Here is a 15,477-nt window from a genome sequence, read left to right on the forward strand (position 1 = left end):
GGACCGCACGGAGGCGCGGGCCCAGATGCAGGAAACCCGCCTTGCGGCGGGTCTCCTGTGCAGCTTACTTCTTGGCGGTGACGACCGGCAGCGGATCGCTGCCGTGGCGCTTAGTCATCCACCACTGCTGGAGCAGGCCCAGGCCACCGTTGACGACCCAGTACAGCACCAGACCGGACGGCATGAAGGCCATCATGACGCCGAACACCAGCGGCATCAGCTGCATCATCTTGGCCTGCATCGGGTCCATGCCCGGCGCCGGGGTCAGCTTCTGCGTGGCCCACATCACCGCCACGTTGATCACCGGCAGGATGAAGTACGGGTCGCGTGCGGTCAGATCCTGGATCCAGCCCAGCCACGGAGCCTGGCGCAGTTCCACCGATTCCACCAGCACCCAGTACAGCGCGAAGAAGATCGGCATCTGGATGAGGATCGGCAGACAGCCGCCCATCGGGTTGATCTTCTCTTTCTTGTACAGCTCCATCATCGCGGTCTGGAACTTCTGGCGGTCATCGCCATAGCGTTCCTTGAGCTGCGCGATGCGCGGCTGGAAGCGACGCATCTTGGCGCCGGACTTGTACTGCACCGCCGAGAGCGGATACAGCACCAGCTTCAGCAGCACCACCAGCCCGACGATTGCCCAGCCCCAGTTGTTGACGACCTTGTGGACCTGGTTGAGGACCCAGAACAGGCCCTGGCCGATGATCGCCATCAGCGAGAAGCGGCTGTAATCGACCACGCGGTCCAGGCCCTTCACGTCTTCCTTGGCGATCAGGTTGACCAGCTTCGGGCCGACCCACAGGCGGGCTTCGGTGCTGACCTGCTGGCCCGGGGCCACGGTGAAGGCCGGGCCACGCGCTTCGATCTGGTCACGGCCGTTGTTCTGCGCCAGCGAGTACTGCGCGGCCTGGTCGGCCTGCGGAATCCACGCGGTGAAGAAGTGGTGCTGCAGCATCGCCAGCCAGCCGCCGGTGATGGTGCGGTTGAGGTGGCCGTCGTCCAGGTAATCCTTGAACGCGCGACGCTCGTAACCGTCCTGCGGGCTGAACCAGGTCGCGCCGTTGAAGCTGAACGAGTCCGGGTTGGTCATGCTGCGCGAGAGGATGGTCGGGGTGCGGTCCAGGGTGCGGAACACGTAGCCGCTCCACGGGGCGCTGCCGCCGTTGACCACTTCATCCTTCACCGTGATCGCGTACTCATTGCGACCCAGCGAGTAGGTGCGGCGGATGGTCACGCCGTTCGGGCCGGTCCATTCGAACGGCACCGTGACCTCGTCCTGGCCCTTGGCCAGCACGAAGTCGTGGTTGTCACCGACCAGCTTGAAGCCGTTGGCGGCCGGCACCGGCATGGCCTTGTCTTCGCTGATCCAGCCACTCACCGCGCGGTACGGGTGGGTCGCTTCTTCCGTCAGCAGGCGGACCGGCGGGCTGCCTTCTTCCTTGGTCTGCGGGAACTGCAGCAGCTCGGCGTCGAGCACCGTGCCACCGTCCAGCACCAGACGCAGCACGTCGGTGGTGATGGTCACGCGGGCCGGGCCGGCCTCGGTCTGTGCAGCCGGCTGTGCCGCCGGCAGGGAGCCGTCGGCCTGGGGCACGGGCGCACCGGGGATGCTGCCGGCAGCCGCACCTAGCACGCTGGCCTGGGTGGTCTGGGTGGCCACGGCCGGGGTCGGCGGCGCGGCTTTGTCGCGGCCCCACTCCATCCACAGCAACACGGCCACCATCAGCCAGGCAAAAATCAGGAAAACGCGGGTCTGGTTCATCAGCGTGCAGGCTCGACGGGGCCGGCACGCAATGCCGGCTCGGACTGGGAAAGGGGTGCAACGCCCAGGGGCGGCGGCATTGTGCCGTCCGCGCCCGGCATGGGCAATGCGCCAAGGCGGCGCAACAGGCGTTCAAAGGCCTGGCGGAGTTCAGAATTGCTGGCGGTACGGGCGGCACTGCGGGCAACGACGACGTAATCGCCGGCACTCATCCACGGCCGTACGTGGCGTGTGGCATCGCGCAGCACACGCTTCACTCGGTTGCGACCCACGGCTCGGGGATCGACTTTGCGCGACACCGCAAGACCCAACCTGGCTGGCGTATCGCTCTTCAGCCAGTGCAGGGTCATCAGCGGATCGGACACACGGCGGGCGCCGTTGAAGACCGTTGTATATTCGGCACGCGTACGAACCCGCGCAGAGCGAGGAAATCGCTTGCGCGGGTCGGAACTGCTCACAGTCAGGATTGCGTCTGCCGCGGGAAGCGGCATTGCAATCAAGCGCTCAGGACTTTACGGCCCTTGGCGCGGCGACGCGACAGGATCTTGCGGCCGTCAGCGGTCTTCATACGGGCACGGAAGCCATGGTCGCGCTTACGCTTGAGGTTGCTGGGTTGGAAAGTGCGCTTGGTGGCCATGCGGGCCTCTATATGAAGGGGACGGAAAGAACCGGAAATTCTATAGACCTCATCGAGGTCCCGTCAAGTGTCTGTCACTACGGGAATTCACCGGGCTGTGCAATAGCTGTGGATCGTTTTGTGAATAACTTTGGGACAACCATTCCCGGCCCCCCTCGTCGGTGGTAGTCTGCGCCATCCATTCTTCCCCCCTTCCGGCCTGCGGTGCGGCGCTTTTGTTCGCCTATCCACTGGCCCCAGACGATTATTGCCGATGGATGCCTGGTCTCGTTCTCTCGAACGCCTCGAAGCGGAGTTTCCGCCCGAGGATGTTCACACCTGGTTGAAGCCGCTGCAGGCAGATCTGCGCGCGGACAGCCTGGTGCTTTATGCGCCAAACGCCTTCATCGTCGACCAGGTGCGCGAGCTGTATCTGCCGCGCATCAAGGAACTGCTGGCGCACTTCGCCGGTTTCGGCGACGTTTTTCTTGAAATCGGCTCGCGTCCGCGTCCGGTAGAGGCGCAGATCGCGCCGATTCCGGGCCTGTCCGCACCGGCGGCGCCGGCCGAACCCCTGGTGCCGTTCGCCGGCAACATGGATTCGCATTACACCTTCGCCAACTTCGTGGAGGGCCGCAGCAACCAGCTGGGTCTGGCCGCGGCGTTCCAGGCGGCGCAGAAGCCGGGCGACCGGGCCCACAACCCGTTGCTGCTGTACGGCGGAACCGGCCTGGGCAAGACCCACCTGATGTTCGCGGCCGGCAATGCGATGCGTCAGGCCAACCCGGCGGCCAAAGTGCTGTACCTGCGTTCAGAACAGTTCTTCAGCGCGATGATCCGTGCGCTGCAGGAAAAAACCATGGACCAGTTCAAGCGCCAGTTCCAGCAGGTGGACGCGCTGCTGATCGATGACATCCAGTTCTTCGCCGGCAAGGACCGTACCCAGGAAGAGTTCTTCCATACGTTCAACGCCCTGTTCGACGGCAAGCAGCAGATCATCCTGACCTGCGACCGGTACCCGCGCGAAGTCGAGGGGCTGGAAGCACGGCTGAAGTCGCGGCTGGCCTGGGGCCTGTCGGTGGCGATCGAGCCGCCGGACTTCGAGACGCGCGCAGCGATCGTGCTGGCCAAGGCCCGCGAGCGTGGCACCGATATCCCCGACGATGTGGCGTTTCTGATTGCCAAGAAGATGCGCTCCAATGTCCGCGACCTCGAAGGTGCGTTGAATACCCTGGCCGCACGCGCCAATTTCACCGGCCGTGCGATCACCACTGATTTCGCCCAGGAAACCCTGCGCGACCTGCTTCGCGCCCAGCAGCAGGCGATCAGCATTCCCAACATCCAGAAAACCGTGGCCGACTACTACGGGCTGCAGATCAAGGATCTGCTGTCCAAGCGTCGGACCCGGTCGCTGGCCCGTCCCCGTCAGGTTGCCATGGCCCTGACCAAGGAACTGACCGAGCACAGCCTGCCGGAAATCGGCGATGCCTTTGCCGGCCGGGACCACACCACGGTGCTGCATGCCTGCCGGCAGATCCGGACGTTGATGGAAGCGGACGGCAAGTTGCGGGAAGACTGGGACAAGCTGATCCGGAAGTTGAGCGAATGATGCATGTACGCCGCTAAGGCGTCATCGCATAAAACGGTGCAGAATCCGGTAGTAAGCGAGGTATAGGTTGTGGATAAAAAAGCCGGCTGATTCAACGGTAAAGTTATCCACACCTTTCCCCACCCCTTGGGGGCTAGTAATGCAGAGGGTTTCGCGGTCAAAAACCCTATTGTTTACAAAGGCTTAGTCGTGTTTTCCCGCGATTCTGGCCCTACCAGCACCACCAAGCTTTTGATTTATTCCACATTTTTTTAAAGCATAGGGGCACGGAACCACATGCGTTTCACACTGCAGCGCGAAGCCTTTCTCAAGCCGTTGGCACAAGTCGTCAACGTGGTCGAACGCCGCCAGACCCTGCCGGTTCTGGCTAATTTCCTGGTTCAGGTCCAGAACGGACAGCTGTCGCTGACCGGCACGGACCTGGAAGTGGAAATGGTGTCGCGGATCGCGGTGGAAGATGCCCAGGACGGCGAGACCACCATCCCCGCCCGCAAGCTGTTCGAGATCATCCGCGCCCTGCCCGACGGCAGCCGGATCACCGTCTCGCAGACCGGTGACAAGATCACCGTGCAGGCCGGGCGCAGCCGCTTCACCCTGGCAACGTTGCCGGCCAACGACTTCCCGTCTGTCGACGAAGTCGAAGCGACCGAGCGCGTGGCCATCGGCGAGGCGACCCTGAAGGAGCTGATCGAACGCACCGCGTTCGCGATGGCCCAGCAGGACGTGCGCTACTACCTCAACGGCCTGCTGTTCGACCTTCGCGGCGATGCTCTGCGTACCGTGGCGACCGATGGTCACCGCCTGGCGCTGTGCGAAACCGAGCTCGAAAAGGCCAGTGGCGCCAAGCGCCAGATCATTGTCCCGCGCAAGGGCGTGACCGAACTGCAGCGCCTGCTGGAAAGCGGCGATCGCGAGATCGAACTGGAAGTCGGCCGCAGCCACGTGCGCGTCAAGCGCGACGATGTGACCTTCACCTCCAAGCTGATCGACGGTCGCTTCCCGGATTACGAGGCCGTGATCCCGATCGGTGCCGACCGCGAAGTGAAGGTCGATCGCGAAGCCCTGCGTGCCTCGCTGCAGCGTGCTGCGATTCTGTCCAACGAGAAGTACCGCGGTATCCGCGTGGAAGTCTCGCCGGGCAACCTGAAGATCAGCGCACACAACCCGGAGCAGGAAGAAGCCCAGGAAGAGATCGAGGCCGATACCACGGTCAGCGATCTGGCCATCGGCTTCAACGTGAACTACCTGCTGGACGCGCTGTCGGCTCTGCGCGATGAGCATGTCGTGATCCAGCTGCGCGATTCCAACTCCTCTGCCTTGGTGCGTGAGGCCAACAGCGAGAAATCCCGCCACGTGGTCATGCCGCTTCGTCTCTGACCTGAAGCGAGTAGGTTCCACGTGGAACCGAGTGGTTCCAGAAGCCCGGCATTGCCGGGTTTCTTTTTGGGCAAAAGAGGCGATGTTCCACGTGGAGCATTCCACGTCCTTGCGCCAACGTTTGACTGCAGAGCCCTGCCCGGCTGAGCTTCCGCTGCCTGCTGGCTGCTCTCTGTTCCAAGCCCAAGACCGTGACCTTCGGCAAAGCACAGCGGAACTTCGCTGGACGCGGCGCCCTGCTCGTCAACATCGCGTTGCCACGCCGGCAGCCAGGGGAAAGGCGAACCTGTAAGCCGCGTTGAGCGGAGCCTGATCCTGAGCCCTCGCCCACCACCTGCCGTTGAATCTTTCTGACGGTTGAGTATCCAGACGGCGCGAACAGACGAGATTTCTCTGCTGCTCTGGAGCGCAGCGGCAAGCGGCTTTTGCACGGCTGGATCACAGCTCTATGCTTTTAAAAACTGTATATAAATCTAAAGCTAGGTGGTGGTGGTAGGGCCAGATTTGGTTGAAAAGTAGGTTAAGTGCTTGGTTTGAAAGGAAAATATAGGCTCGAAACCCCCGGTAAAACAGGGCCTGAGCCTGGGGGTGATCCTGTGGATATCTTTAAGGGGTGTCCAAGGGCCCTTTTTTATCCACAGATTGCCCATGGGTTGTGCATAAGTCATACAGAGGGGATGTGGACAGTCTCGTTTGGATCTGCGTGAGCGATCGCCGTTTCTGGAGGGATCCGCTTTGTCCGCCTCCGCAGAATTCAAAGAAAACGCGCGAGCGGACCGGATCGGCCCGCCCGTGTGCCGGAAAATCAGAGCGAATTTCTTGAAATCTGCAGCACCAGGGTGCTGCGCGGGCGCCAGATTTGAAGAAATTCGCGCCGTTTCTGCCTGACGATGGCGAGTGGGCGAAGGTGTTTCACGTGGCACGGCGGACGATGTCCCAAGCCCAACGGCGGCGTGCCTGCCCTGCCCCTCAGGGTTCACGCCGGGTCCATCGCACGTGGGGTGCCGGGTAGCCAGCGGTCCTCCCGATGGAGATCGCTCGGCTGCACCCTCGCCCAATGCACGGCTGGCCGGGGACCGCGTGCCACCAGCGCAATGCAGTAAGCTGATCGATTCCCCCGACCCGTCTGCCGCCCCGTGCGGCGTTGATCGTCCGCATGCATATCCGCCGTCTGTCCCTGCACCAGGTTCGCCGCTTCGATACCGTCGAGCTGGCACCGCAACCGGGCATCAATCTGATCACCGGCGACAATGGCGCCGGCAAGACCAGTGTCCTGGAGGCGCTGCATGTCATGGCATACGGGCGCAGCTTCCGCGGGCGGGTTCGGGATGGCTTGGTACGCCAGGGCCGGGAGGCCTTGGATGTCTTCGTGGAGTGGGACGAGCAGCGCGAAGGCGCCGATGCACCCACCCGCCGCAAGGCTGGGCTTCGACACAGCGGCCAGGAATGGAAGGGCCGGCTTGATGGAGAAGATGTCGCCCAGCTGGGAACCCTCTGCGCCGCATTGGCGGTAGTGACCTTCGAACCGGGCAGCCATGCCCTGGTCAGTGGGGGGGGCGAACCCCGCCGCCGGTTCCTGGATTGGGGTTTGTTCCACGTGGAACCAGACTTCATGGGATTGTGGCGGCGCTATTCCCGGGCGCTGAAGCAGCGCAACGCCCTGCTCAAGCAGGGCGGACATCCGCACGCCCTGGATGCGTGGGATAGGGAGCTCGCCGAGGCCGGTGAGCCCCTGACCACACGACGCCAGCACTACCTGGAGCGGCTCCAGGAACGGACCGTGGAACTGGCCGCCGTCCTGGCCCCCAAGCTGGGCATCCAGTCACTGAGCTTGAGCCCAGGCTGGCGCAAACAGGAGGTTTCACTCTCCGATGCCCTGCTTCTGGCCCGGGAACGTGACCGGATGGCTGGCTACACCTCGGTCGGTCCACACCGGGCCGACTGGAGCGTCGGATTCGAGACCATTCCAGGCCGGGATGCGCTCTCACGCGGGCAGGCGAAACTGACGGCCCTCACCTGCCTGCTGGCACAGGCCGAAGACTATGCCGAGCAGCGCGGCGAATGGCCGGTCATCGCCTTGGACGATCTGGCTTCGGAGCTGGATCGGCACCACCAGGCACGGGTGCTGGAGCGCCTGAAGGCCGGCCCGGCACAGATCTTCATCACTGCCACCGAAGTGCCGGCGGCGCTGGCGGACGCGACAGATATCACCCGGTTCCACGTGGAACATGGACAGGTCCTGCCTGTGCCATAGTGGTCCCCCAGGGGCCACGGTGCCCGGCTGGTATAATTGCTGTTGCAACCCCTTATTACTCGGCGCCCCGCCTCACCGCGGCGGACCGACCTGCGGAGCCTACGGCAAGCGCAATGACTGAAGAACAGAACATCCCCGCAAACAGCGGCAACTACGACGCCAACAGCATCACCGCCCTGGAAGGCCTCGAGGCTGTCCGCAAGCGTCCTGGTATGTACATCGGCGACGTCCATGACGGCACCGGTCTGCACCACATGGTGTTCGAGGTCGTCGACAACTCCATCGACGAAGCCTTGGCTGGCCACGCCGACCACGTGTCGGTGATGATCCACGCCGACGGCTCGGTCTCGGTGTCGGACAACGGGCGTGGTATCCCGACCGGCAAGCACGAGCAGATGAGCAAGAAGCTCGATCGCGAGGTCTCCGCAGCCGAAGTCGTGATGACGGTCCTGCACGCCGGCGGCAAGTTCGACGACAACAGCTACAAGGTTTCCGGCGGCCTGCACGGCGTGGGCGTCAGCGTGGTCAATGCGCTGTCGCAGAAGCTGCTGCTGGATATCTACCAGGGCGGCTTCCACTACCAACAGGAATTCGCTGACGGTGCTGCGGTCAACTCGCTGAAGCAGGTCGAAGCCAGCACCAAGCGCGGCACCACGCTGCGCTTCTGGCCATCGGTGAAGGCCTTCCACGACAACGTCGAGTTCCACTACGACATCCTGGCCCGCCGACTGCGCGAGCTGTCCTTCCTCAATTCCGGCGTCAAGATCGTGCTGGTCGATGAGCGCGGCGATGGCCGCCGCGACGACTTCCATTACGAAGGCGGCATCCGCAGCTTCGTGGAGCATCTGGCGCAGTTGAAGACGCCGCTGCACCCGAACGTGATCTCGGTCACCGGCGAATCCAACGGCATCGTGGTGGACGTGGCGCTGCAGTGGACCGATTCCTACCAGGAAACGATGTACTGCTTCACCAACAACATTCCGCAGAAGGACGGCGGTACGCATCTGGCCGGCTTCCGCGGTGCGCTGACCCGTGTGCTCAACAACTACATCGAGCAGAACGGCATCGCCAAGCAGGCCAAGATCAACCTGACCGGCGACGACATGCGCGAAGGCATGATCGCGGTGCTGTCGGTGAAGGTCCCCGATCCCAGCTTCTCCAGCCAGACCAAGGAAAAGCTGGTCAGCTCGGATGTGCGCCCGGCCGTGGAAAGCGCCTTCGGTGCGCGCCTGGAAGAATTCCTGCAGGAAAACCCGAACGAAGCCAAGGCGATCGCCGGCAAGATCGTGGACGCCGCGCGTGCACGTGAGGCGGCCCGCAAGGCCCGCGATCTGACCCGCCGCAAGGGCGCGCTGGATATCGCCGGCCTGCCGGGCAAGCTGGCCGACTGCCAGGAGAAGGATCCGGCACTGTCCGAACTGTTCATCGTCGAGGGTGACTCGGCAGGTGGTTCGGCCAAGCAGGGCCGCAACCGCAAGAACCAGGCGGTGCTGCCGCTGCGCGGCAAGATCCTCAACGTGGAACGTGCCCGCTTCGATCGCATGCTCGCCTCGGACCAGGTCGGAACGCTGATCACGGCGCTGGGTACCGGCATCGGGCGCGATGAGTACAACCCGGACAAGCTGCGTTACCACCGCATCATCATCATGACCGACGCCGACGTCGACGGCGCGCACATCCGGACGCTGCTGTTGACCTTCTTCTACCGTCAGATGCCCGAGCTGATCGAGCGCGGCCACATCTACATCGGCCTGCCGCCGCTGTACAAGATCAAGCAGGGCAAGCAGGAGCTGTACCTGAAGGACGACCCGGCGCTGGATGCGTACCTGGCCAGCAGCGCGGTGGAAAACGCCTCGCTGATTCCGGCCGAGAGCGAGCCGGGCATCGAAGGTGTCGCGCTGGAGAAGCTGCTGCTGTCCTACGCCTCGGCGCAGGAAACCATCGCGCGCAACAGCCATCGCTATGATCGCCAGGTGCTGGAAGCGCTGATCGATTTCACCCCGATGGATCTGGAACACCTGCGCAAGGCCGGCGCCGACGAAGGTCTGGCCGCGCTGGCGACCCGCCTCAACCAGGGCAGCCTCGGCTCGCCGCGTTACACGCTGGAACTGCAGGAACCCACCGACGAGCGTCCGGCCGCCGTGCTGGTCACGCGTCGCCACATGGGTGAACAGCTGATCCAGGTGCTGCCGCTGGCCGCCTTCGAAACCGGCGAACTGCGTGCCCTGCACCAGTCTTCGCTGCTGCTGCATGGCCTGGTTCGCGACGGCGCCAAGATCAGCCGTGGTGCGAAGTCGGCCGAGGTGGCCAGCTTCGCTGAAGCGCGCAACTGGCTGCTGGATGAAGCCAAGAAGGGCCGCCAGATCCAGCGATTCAAGGGTCTGGGTGAAATGAATCCGGAGCAGCTCTGGGACACCACGGTCAATCCCGACACCCGTCGCCTGCTCCAGGTGCGGATCGAGGATGCCGTGGCCGCCGACCAGATCTTCAGCACGCTGATGGGCGACGTGGTCGAGCCGCGCCGCGACTTCATCGAAGACAATGCGCTGAAGGTCGCCAACCTGGATATCTGACACAATCGGGAACGGGCCGGCCGGGTGCGACCTGCACCCTGGCCGGCCATCGCTCCCCGATGCCAGGAATCCGATGTCTGCTACCACCCCGGCGTCCCTGACGCCTCCGCTGCCCCCTGCCGTTCCATCGTCGCCGCGCAAGCCGGGTTCCCCGCTCGCGGGGTTCTTCATCGATCTGGGCATCGGCATTGTGGTGCTGCTGTCGCTGAGTCTGATCAGCGGCTTGATCTGGGGCCTGTACCGCGGCGCGATCGTCGGTTACCAGGCCGCCCGCGACGGCGCGGATGCCTCGGCTGTGGCCGGTCTCACCCAGCAGTTGGGCCAACCCGGTGCCCTCGCCCAGATCCTGATGGCGCTGGTCGCCACCGGCGGCGCTGCACTGGTGCTGTATTTCTTCCGTCGCCGGGCCACGCCCGCCGAACGGGCGCTGTCGTTCCAGGCCGCGCGTCGCCCTTCCACGTGGGGCTGGACCCTGCTGGTCGCCACCGCGGTGATCATCGGCAGCAACCTGATCGCGTGGCTGGCCAAGCAGGCCGGCATCGAGCCGGTGCCGACCAACCTGGCGCTGATGGAACAGGCCGTCGCGCGCTTCCCGTGGTTCCTCGCCCTGTTTGCCGTGCTGCTCGCGCCGGCGTATGAAGAACTGTTGTTCCGCCGCGTCCTGTTCGGTCGTCTGTGGCAGGCCGGTCGCCCGGTGTTGGGCATCCTCCTGAGCAGCGTGGCGTTCGCCCTCGTCCATGAAATCCCCGGGACCAGTGCCAACGGGCCGTGGGAAATCGCCCAGCTATGGCTCGTCTACGGCAGCATGGGCGCGGCCTTTGCCTGGCTGTACCAACGGACCGGGACCCTGTGGGCGCCGATCGCCGCGCACGCCTTGAACAACGGCATCGCCTTGGTCGCGCTGATGTTCCTGGGCATCCATTGATCGATCACGCGGCTTGACGAAAATTTACGTCGCCGCGTTCCACACTGCGCACATGAACACGGGGGATCGCACATGAAACCGGTGCTGTTGGGAATTGCCATCGCCATGCTGGTGAGCGCGTGCGCCACCACGACCTCACCCACCGGCCGTCGCCAGATGGTCGGTGGCGTTTCGCAGGCCGAGCTCGACCAGCTGGGCGCGCAGGCGTTCACTGAGACCAAGTCCAAGGGCACGCTCAGCCACGACCCGAAGCAGACCGCCTACGTGCAGTGCGTGGTCAACGCGCTGGTTGCCCAGCTGCCGCCACAGTACCGTGGCGTACGGTGGGAGACGGCCTTGATGGTCGACAAGGAACCGAACGCGTTCGCCCTGCCCGGCGGCAAGGTCGGGGTCAATACCGGCATCTTCACCGTCGCCAAGAACCAGGATCAGCTGGCGGCGGTGATCGGGCACGAGATCGGGCACGTCATCTCGCGCCACCATGAAGAACGGATCACCCGTCAGATGGGCGCCCAGACCGGCCTGTCGGTGCTCGGCGCGCTCGCCGGTGCCGCCTATGGCGAGGGCGCGGCCAGTACCGTCAGCCAGCTCGGTGGCGCAGGCGCCCAGGCAGCCTTCCTGCTGCCCGGGTCGCGAACCCAGGAAAGCGAGGCCGATATCGTCGGCCAGCGGCTGATGGCCGAGGCCGGTTTCAACCCTGCCCAGGCGGTCGATCTGTGGCAGAACATGATGGCCGCCAGCGGCGGTCGTTCGCCCCAGTGGCTGTCCACCCACCCCGATCCGGCGAACCGGATCCGCGAACTGCAGCGAGACGCGCCCTCCCTGAGTGGTGTATACCAACAGGCCCAGGCGGCCGGGCGCAGGCCGAAGTGCGGTTGACGCGTCCGGATACGACTAAAAGATGCTGTATTGCAGCATCGGAAACGATTTCTCACGCCATCAGTTTCTGATACGTTTGGCGGCTCAGATTTTTCTGACAGTCCGTTTTGATGCCGCTGCGGCGGTTCGATCGAGGTGAAAGATGATTTTCAGCAACCACAAGCAAGCCGTCCTTTCCGTCCTCATCGCGACCGCTGTAAGTGGCGCCATGATCACCGATGCCTTCGCCCAGGCCCGCTCGTCGGAGCGTGGCGCCCGTGGTGGGAAGAAGCAGGCCAAGGCCGAAGTGCTCTACCCGCAGGCGACCCGCCAGGAGCCGGATCAGAAGTCCTCGGCCAAGGTCGGCCCGAAGCTGCAGAAAATGATTGACAGCTACAACGACCAGAAGTTCCCGGAGACGCGCGCGCAGGCCGACGAAATCCTGGCCAATCCCGCCGCCAACACCTACGACAAGTCGCTGGCCGCGCAGCTCGCCTCGCAGGCCGCCTACCAGCTGGACGACGTTGCCTCGGCCAAGAAGTACCTGGAGCAGGTGCTGCAGCTCGGCGGCCTGGACAACAACGGCCACTACCAGTCGATGCTGATGCTCGGCCAGCTGCAGCTGCAGGACGACCAGATCAACGAAGGCCTGGCGACCCTGGACAAGTACTTCGCCGAGACCAAGTCGAACAAGCCCGAAGAGCTGATCGCCAAGGGCCAGGCGCTGTACCAGGCCGAGCGCTACGCCGAGGCCATCCCGGTGCTGCAGCAGGCCATCGCCGCCTCGCCCGAGCCCAAGGACAACTGGAACCAGCTGCTGATGGCCGCCATGGCCGAGGCCGGCCAGACCGGTGAAGCGGTCAAGCAGGCCGAAGCACTGGCCGCCAAGAACCCGAACGACAAGAAGGCCCAGCTGAACCTGGCCAGCATGTACATGCAGGCCGACCAGATGGACAAGGCCGGCGCGGTCATGGGCAAGCTGTACGCCGCCGGCCAGCTGACCGACGAGCGCGAGTACAAGCAGCTGTACTCGATCTACGCCAACAGCGAGAACAAAGAAAAGGACGTCATTGCCGTTATCAATGATGGCCTGCAGAAAAACATACTGAAGCCGGATTATCAGGTATACCTGGCACTGGCCCAGGCGTACTACTACTCCGACCCGCAGCAGGCGGACAAGGCGATCGAGGCGTGGCAGAAGGCTGCCCCGCTTTCCAAGGACGGCGAGACCTACCTGAATCTGGCACGCGTGCTGCATTCGGAAGGTCGCATTCCGGAGGCCAAGCAGGCCGCCCAGCAAGCGCTGGCGAAGGGTGTGAAGAACCAGGCGGATGCCAAGAAAATCATCAACCTGAAGTAAGTAGGAATAACGCCTGAACGCCTGCATAAGTGATGCGCAGGCGCTCAGGATTGGTATAAGCTTGGAGGTTCCTGCGGTGTCATGCACCGCTGATCATGGGCTACCTGTCCCCGGGTATCCCGGCCCCACTAATGAGCTCTTGGCGCATGACGGAACAACTAGTCGTTCACAGGTACGAACAACGCGATGACACCGGCCTCTCCTGGCCGCGTATCGTGGGTATCGCTTTTGTAATCGCACTGCATCTCGCCGCCTTCATGATGCTTCTGATCCCGGCTGTGGCTCCCAAGGCCGTGGCGGAGAAAGAACGCAACATCATGGTGACCCTGGTCGACGCTCCGCCGCCGCCACCACCGCCGCCGCCGCCGCCGCCGCCGGATGACACCCCGCCGCCGCCGGTCAAGAACCTGTCGCCGCCGAAGCCGTCCCCGGTTCCGCCGCCGCCGCAGGCTCCTGTGGTCGATATCCCGGACCCGCGTCCGACCGACATCGTCACGCCGCCTTCGCCGCCGTCGCCGCCGCAGCCGCCGAGCACCATTGAGGCAAGCGTCGACATCTCGTCGAAGAACATGAACCCCCCGCGTTACCCGCCGGCCGCGTTCCGTGCTGGTATCCAGGGTGAAGTCATCCTGATCATTGACGTCGATGCCAATGGCAACGTCACCAATGTGTCGGTCGAGAAGTCCAGCCGTAACCGTGACCTCGATCGCGCCGCCATGGACGCAGCTCGCAAGTGGAGCTTCCGTTCCGCGGAATCGGGCGGGAAGAAGGTCGCAGGTCGCGTTCGCGTCCCGGTCAACTTTGCGCTGAACTGATAGTGGCCGGTGGCCCGCCGGCCACCGCCCCTAGCGGTTATTTCTAGCAATACCCTTTATCACCACACACAACAAAGGTAAGCGTCATGCTGCAGGAACTTTTCATCGCCGCTGCTGCCGGGGGCAACTCCAACGCCCTGTCGCAGATGGGCTTCGAGCACCTGATCCACGAGATGACCACCCAGCCGGGTGACTTCGCCGTCTCCTGGGTCGTGCTGCTGACCCTGATCATCATGTCGGCCATGTCCTGGTACTGGACCGTCATCAACATCTTCCGCGCCACCCGCCTGAAGGCTGCTGCCGACAAGGTCGTGAGCCTGTTCTGGGATACCCCGAACGCTCAGGACGCCATCCGTGCGATGGAAGAACAGCCGGCTTCGGAGCCCTTCTCCAAGATCGCTCTGGACGCTGCACAGGCTGCTGCGCACCACCAGCGTTCGGAAGGCGGCACCTCGGGTGGCCTGGGTGAAAACCTGAGCCGTTCGGAGTTCGTCGATCGCGCCCTGCGTCAGGCCGTGACCCGCGAAAGCAACAACCTGCAGTCGGGCATGACCCTGCTGGCCACCGTCGGCGCGACCGCTCCGTTCGTGGGTCTGCTGGGTACCGTGTGGGGCATCTACGGCGCGCTGATCAAGATCGGTGCCACCGGTTCCGCCTCGATCGACGCCGTTGCCGGCCCGGTGGGTGAAGCACTGATCATGACCGCCATCGGTCTGTTCGTGGCTATCCCGGCCGTGTTCGCCTTCAACTTCTTCAGCAAGATCAACAGCGCCACGATCAGCAAGTTCGATACGTTCGCTCACGACCTGCACGACTTCTTCGCCACCGGTTCGCGCGTTCGCTAATAGCGACGCGCGTCACCCAGCGAGAACGTAGTCAACACGATCTAGACGGAGCCCGTTATGGCTTTCAGTAGTGGTAACAGCGGCGGCCCCATGGCCGACATCAACGTTACGCCCCTCGTGGACGTGATGCTGGTGCTGCTGATCATCTTCATCATCACGGCGCCCCTGATGTCCCACAAGGTCAAGGTGGATCTGCCTGAGGCCAACCTGGTGCAGAATCCGGAAGACGCTGAAAAGCGGGCGAGCCCGATCACCTTGGCAGTCAAGGAAGACGGCTCGATCTACTGGAACGACGAGGAAATCGACAAGCAGACGCTCGAGTCGCGCTTGGCGACCGCCGCCCAGCAGACCCCGCAGCCGCCCCTCAACCTGCGTGGTGATCGCACCACCAAGATGCGCGTCATCAATGAGATGACGAAGGTCGCGCAGGAACAGGGCATGCTCGACGTGGGCTTCGTCGCCACCAAAGTAAAGGGGCAGTAA

Annotated in this window: 13 protein-coding genes; 10 read left to right on the forward strand and 3 right to left on the reverse strand. The window is 63.8% G+C overall.

Annotated features, from left to right (window positions below):
* Positions 1–64: 64 nt before the first annotated feature.
* From yidC to rpmH, 3 genes are read right to left on the reverse strand one after another with little or no spacing between them, the layout of a single operon-like run.
* Complete coding sequence (gene yidC, locus ACTT2I_RS18015) at positions 65–1,762, reverse strand: membrane protein insertase YidC (RefSeq protein WP_421100022.1); 1,698 nt, start codon at positions 1,760–1,762, stop codon at positions 65–67.
* Positions 1,762–2,253, reverse strand: coding sequence for a ribonuclease P protein component (rnpA, locus tag ACTT2I_RS18020; RefSeq protein ID WP_088435263.1), 492 nt, complete (start codon positions 2,251–2,253; stop codon positions 1,762–1,764). Before rnpA ends, yidC begins: the two co-directional genes overlap by 1 nt.
* Before the next feature lie 5 nt (positions 2,254–2,258).
* Entirely contained in the window at positions 2,259–2,399 is a 141-nt protein-coding gene (rpmH, locus tag ACTT2I_RS18025) for a 50S ribosomal protein L34 (RefSeq protein WP_006404565.1), read from the reverse strand.
* A gap of 253 nt (positions 2,400–2,652) precedes the next feature.
* Here rpmH and dnaA point away from each other — a divergent pair, with 253 nt between their 5' ends.
* The 10 genes from dnaA to ACTT2I_RS18075 all read left to right on the forward strand — a co-directional run bounded on the left by dnaA (position 2,653) and on the right by ACTT2I_RS18075 (position 15,477).
* Positions 2,653–3,987: a chromosomal replication initiator protein DnaA gene (gene dnaA, locus ACTT2I_RS18030; protein WP_046272260.1), complete on the forward strand. Its 1,335-nt coding sequence runs from the start codon at positions 2,653–2,655 to the stop codon at positions 3,985–3,987.
* 276 nt (positions 3,988–4,263) lie between these two features.
* Positions 4,264–5,364, forward strand: a complete 1,101-nt coding sequence (gene dnaN, locus ACTT2I_RS18035) for a DNA polymerase III subunit beta (RefSeq protein ID WP_421100023.1) — start codon at positions 4,264–4,266, stop codon at positions 5,362–5,364.
* A gap of 1,156 nt (positions 5,365–6,520) precedes the next feature.
* Entirely contained in the window at positions 6,521–7,618 is a 1,098-nt protein-coding gene (gene recF / locus ACTT2I_RS18040; RefSeq protein ID WP_088435264.1) for a DNA replication/repair protein RecF, read from the forward strand.
* A 113-nt stretch (positions 7,619–7,731) separates the two neighbouring features.
* Positions 7,732–10,191 (forward strand): DNA topoisomerase (ATP-hydrolyzing) subunit B, encoded by a 2,460-nt coding sequence (gyrB, locus tag ACTT2I_RS18045; protein WP_088435265.1) that lies wholly within the window; start codon positions 7,732–7,734, stop codon positions 10,189–10,191.
* 73 nt (positions 10,192–10,264) lie between these two features.
* Positions 10,265–11,116, forward strand: a complete 852-nt coding sequence (locus ACTT2I_RS18050) for a CPBP family intramembrane glutamic endopeptidase (protein ID WP_286916984.1) — start codon at positions 10,265–10,267, stop codon at positions 11,114–11,116.
* Between the two features lie 72 nt (positions 11,117–11,188).
* Positions 11,189–11,995 carry a M48 family metallopeptidase gene (locus ACTT2I_RS18055; RefSeq protein WP_088435267.1) on the forward strand — a complete coding sequence of 269 codons (807 nt, stop codon included), beginning with the start codon at positions 11,189–11,191 and terminating at the stop codon, positions 11,993–11,995.
* 142 nt (positions 11,996–12,137) lie between these two features.
* A complete protein-coding gene (locus tag ACTT2I_RS18060) occupies positions 12,138–13,334 on the forward strand; it encodes a tetratricopeptide repeat protein (protein ID WP_088435268.1) in 1,197 nt (398 codons plus the stop codon).
* Between the two features lie 146 nt (positions 13,335–13,480).
* Positions 13,481–14,149 carry an energy transducer TonB gene (locus tag ACTT2I_RS18065; protein WP_088435269.1) on the forward strand — a complete coding sequence of 223 codons (669 nt, stop codon included), beginning with the start codon at positions 13,481–13,483 and terminating at the stop codon, positions 14,147–14,149.
* An 86-nt stretch (positions 14,150–14,235) separates the two neighbouring features.
* Positions 14,236–14,994 carry a TonB-system energizer ExbB gene (gene exbB / locus ACTT2I_RS18070; RefSeq protein WP_019184055.1) on the forward strand — a complete coding sequence of 253 codons (759 nt, stop codon included), beginning with the start codon at positions 14,236–14,238 and terminating at the stop codon, positions 14,992–14,994.
* A gap of 57 nt (positions 14,995–15,051) precedes the next feature.
* Positions 15,052–15,477 carry an ExbD/TolR family protein gene (locus tag ACTT2I_RS18075; protein ID WP_046272259.1) on the forward strand — a complete coding sequence of 142 codons (426 nt, stop codon included), beginning with the start codon at positions 15,052–15,054 and terminating at the stop codon, positions 15,475–15,477.

The organism is Stenotrophomonas sp. PUT21, assembly GCF_052232875.1.
Lineage (GTDB): Bacteria > Pseudomonadota > Gammaproteobacteria > Xanthomonadales > Xanthomonadaceae > Stenotrophomonas > Stenotrophomonas maltophilia_N.

Excerpts from the sequence above, each read along its gene's own strand:
- yidC (WP_421100022.1), bottom strand. The coding sequence starts at position 1,762 with ATGAACCAGACCCGCGTTTTCCTGATTTTTGCCTGGCTGATGGTGGCC.
- rnpA (WP_088435263.1), bottom strand. The coding sequence starts at position 2,253 with ATGCCGCTTCCCGCGGCAGACGCAATCCTGACTGTGAGCAGTTCCGAC.
- rpmH (WP_006404565.1), bottom strand. The coding sequence starts at position 2,399 with ATGGCCACCAAGCGCACTTTCCAACCCAGCAACCTCAAGCGTAAGCGC.
- dnaA (WP_046272260.1), top strand. The coding sequence starts at position 2,653 with ATGGATGCCTGGTCTCGTTCTCTCGAACGCCTCGAAGCGGAGTTTCCG.
- dnaN (WP_421100023.1), top strand. The coding sequence starts at position 4,264 with ATGCGTTTCACACTGCAGCGCGAAGCCTTTCTCAAGCCGTTGGCACAA.
- recF (WP_088435264.1), top strand. The coding sequence starts at position 6,521 with ATGCATATCCGCCGTCTGTCCCTGCACCAGGTTCGCCGCTTCGATACC.
- gyrB (WP_088435265.1), top strand. The coding sequence starts at position 7,732 with ATGACTGAAGAACAGAACATCCCCGCAAACAGCGGCAACTACGACGCC.
- ACTT2I_RS18050 (WP_286916984.1), top strand. The coding sequence starts at position 10,265 with ATGTCTGCTACCACCCCGGCGTCCCTGACGCCTCCGCTGCCCCCTGCC.
- ACTT2I_RS18055 (WP_088435267.1), top strand. The coding sequence starts at position 11,189 with ATGAAACCGGTGCTGTTGGGAATTGCCATCGCCATGCTGGTGAGCGCG.
- ACTT2I_RS18060 (WP_088435268.1), top strand. The coding sequence starts at position 12,138 with ATGATTTTCAGCAACCACAAGCAAGCCGTCCTTTCCGTCCTCATCGCG.
- ACTT2I_RS18065 (WP_088435269.1), top strand. The coding sequence starts at position 13,481 with ATGACGGAACAACTAGTCGTTCACAGGTACGAACAACGCGATGACACC.
- exbB (WP_019184055.1), top strand. The coding sequence starts at position 14,236 with ATGCTGCAGGAACTTTTCATCGCCGCTGCTGCCGGGGGCAACTCCAAC.
- ACTT2I_RS18075 (WP_046272259.1), top strand. The coding sequence starts at position 15,052 with ATGGCTTTCAGTAGTGGTAACAGCGGCGGCCCCATGGCCGACATCAAC.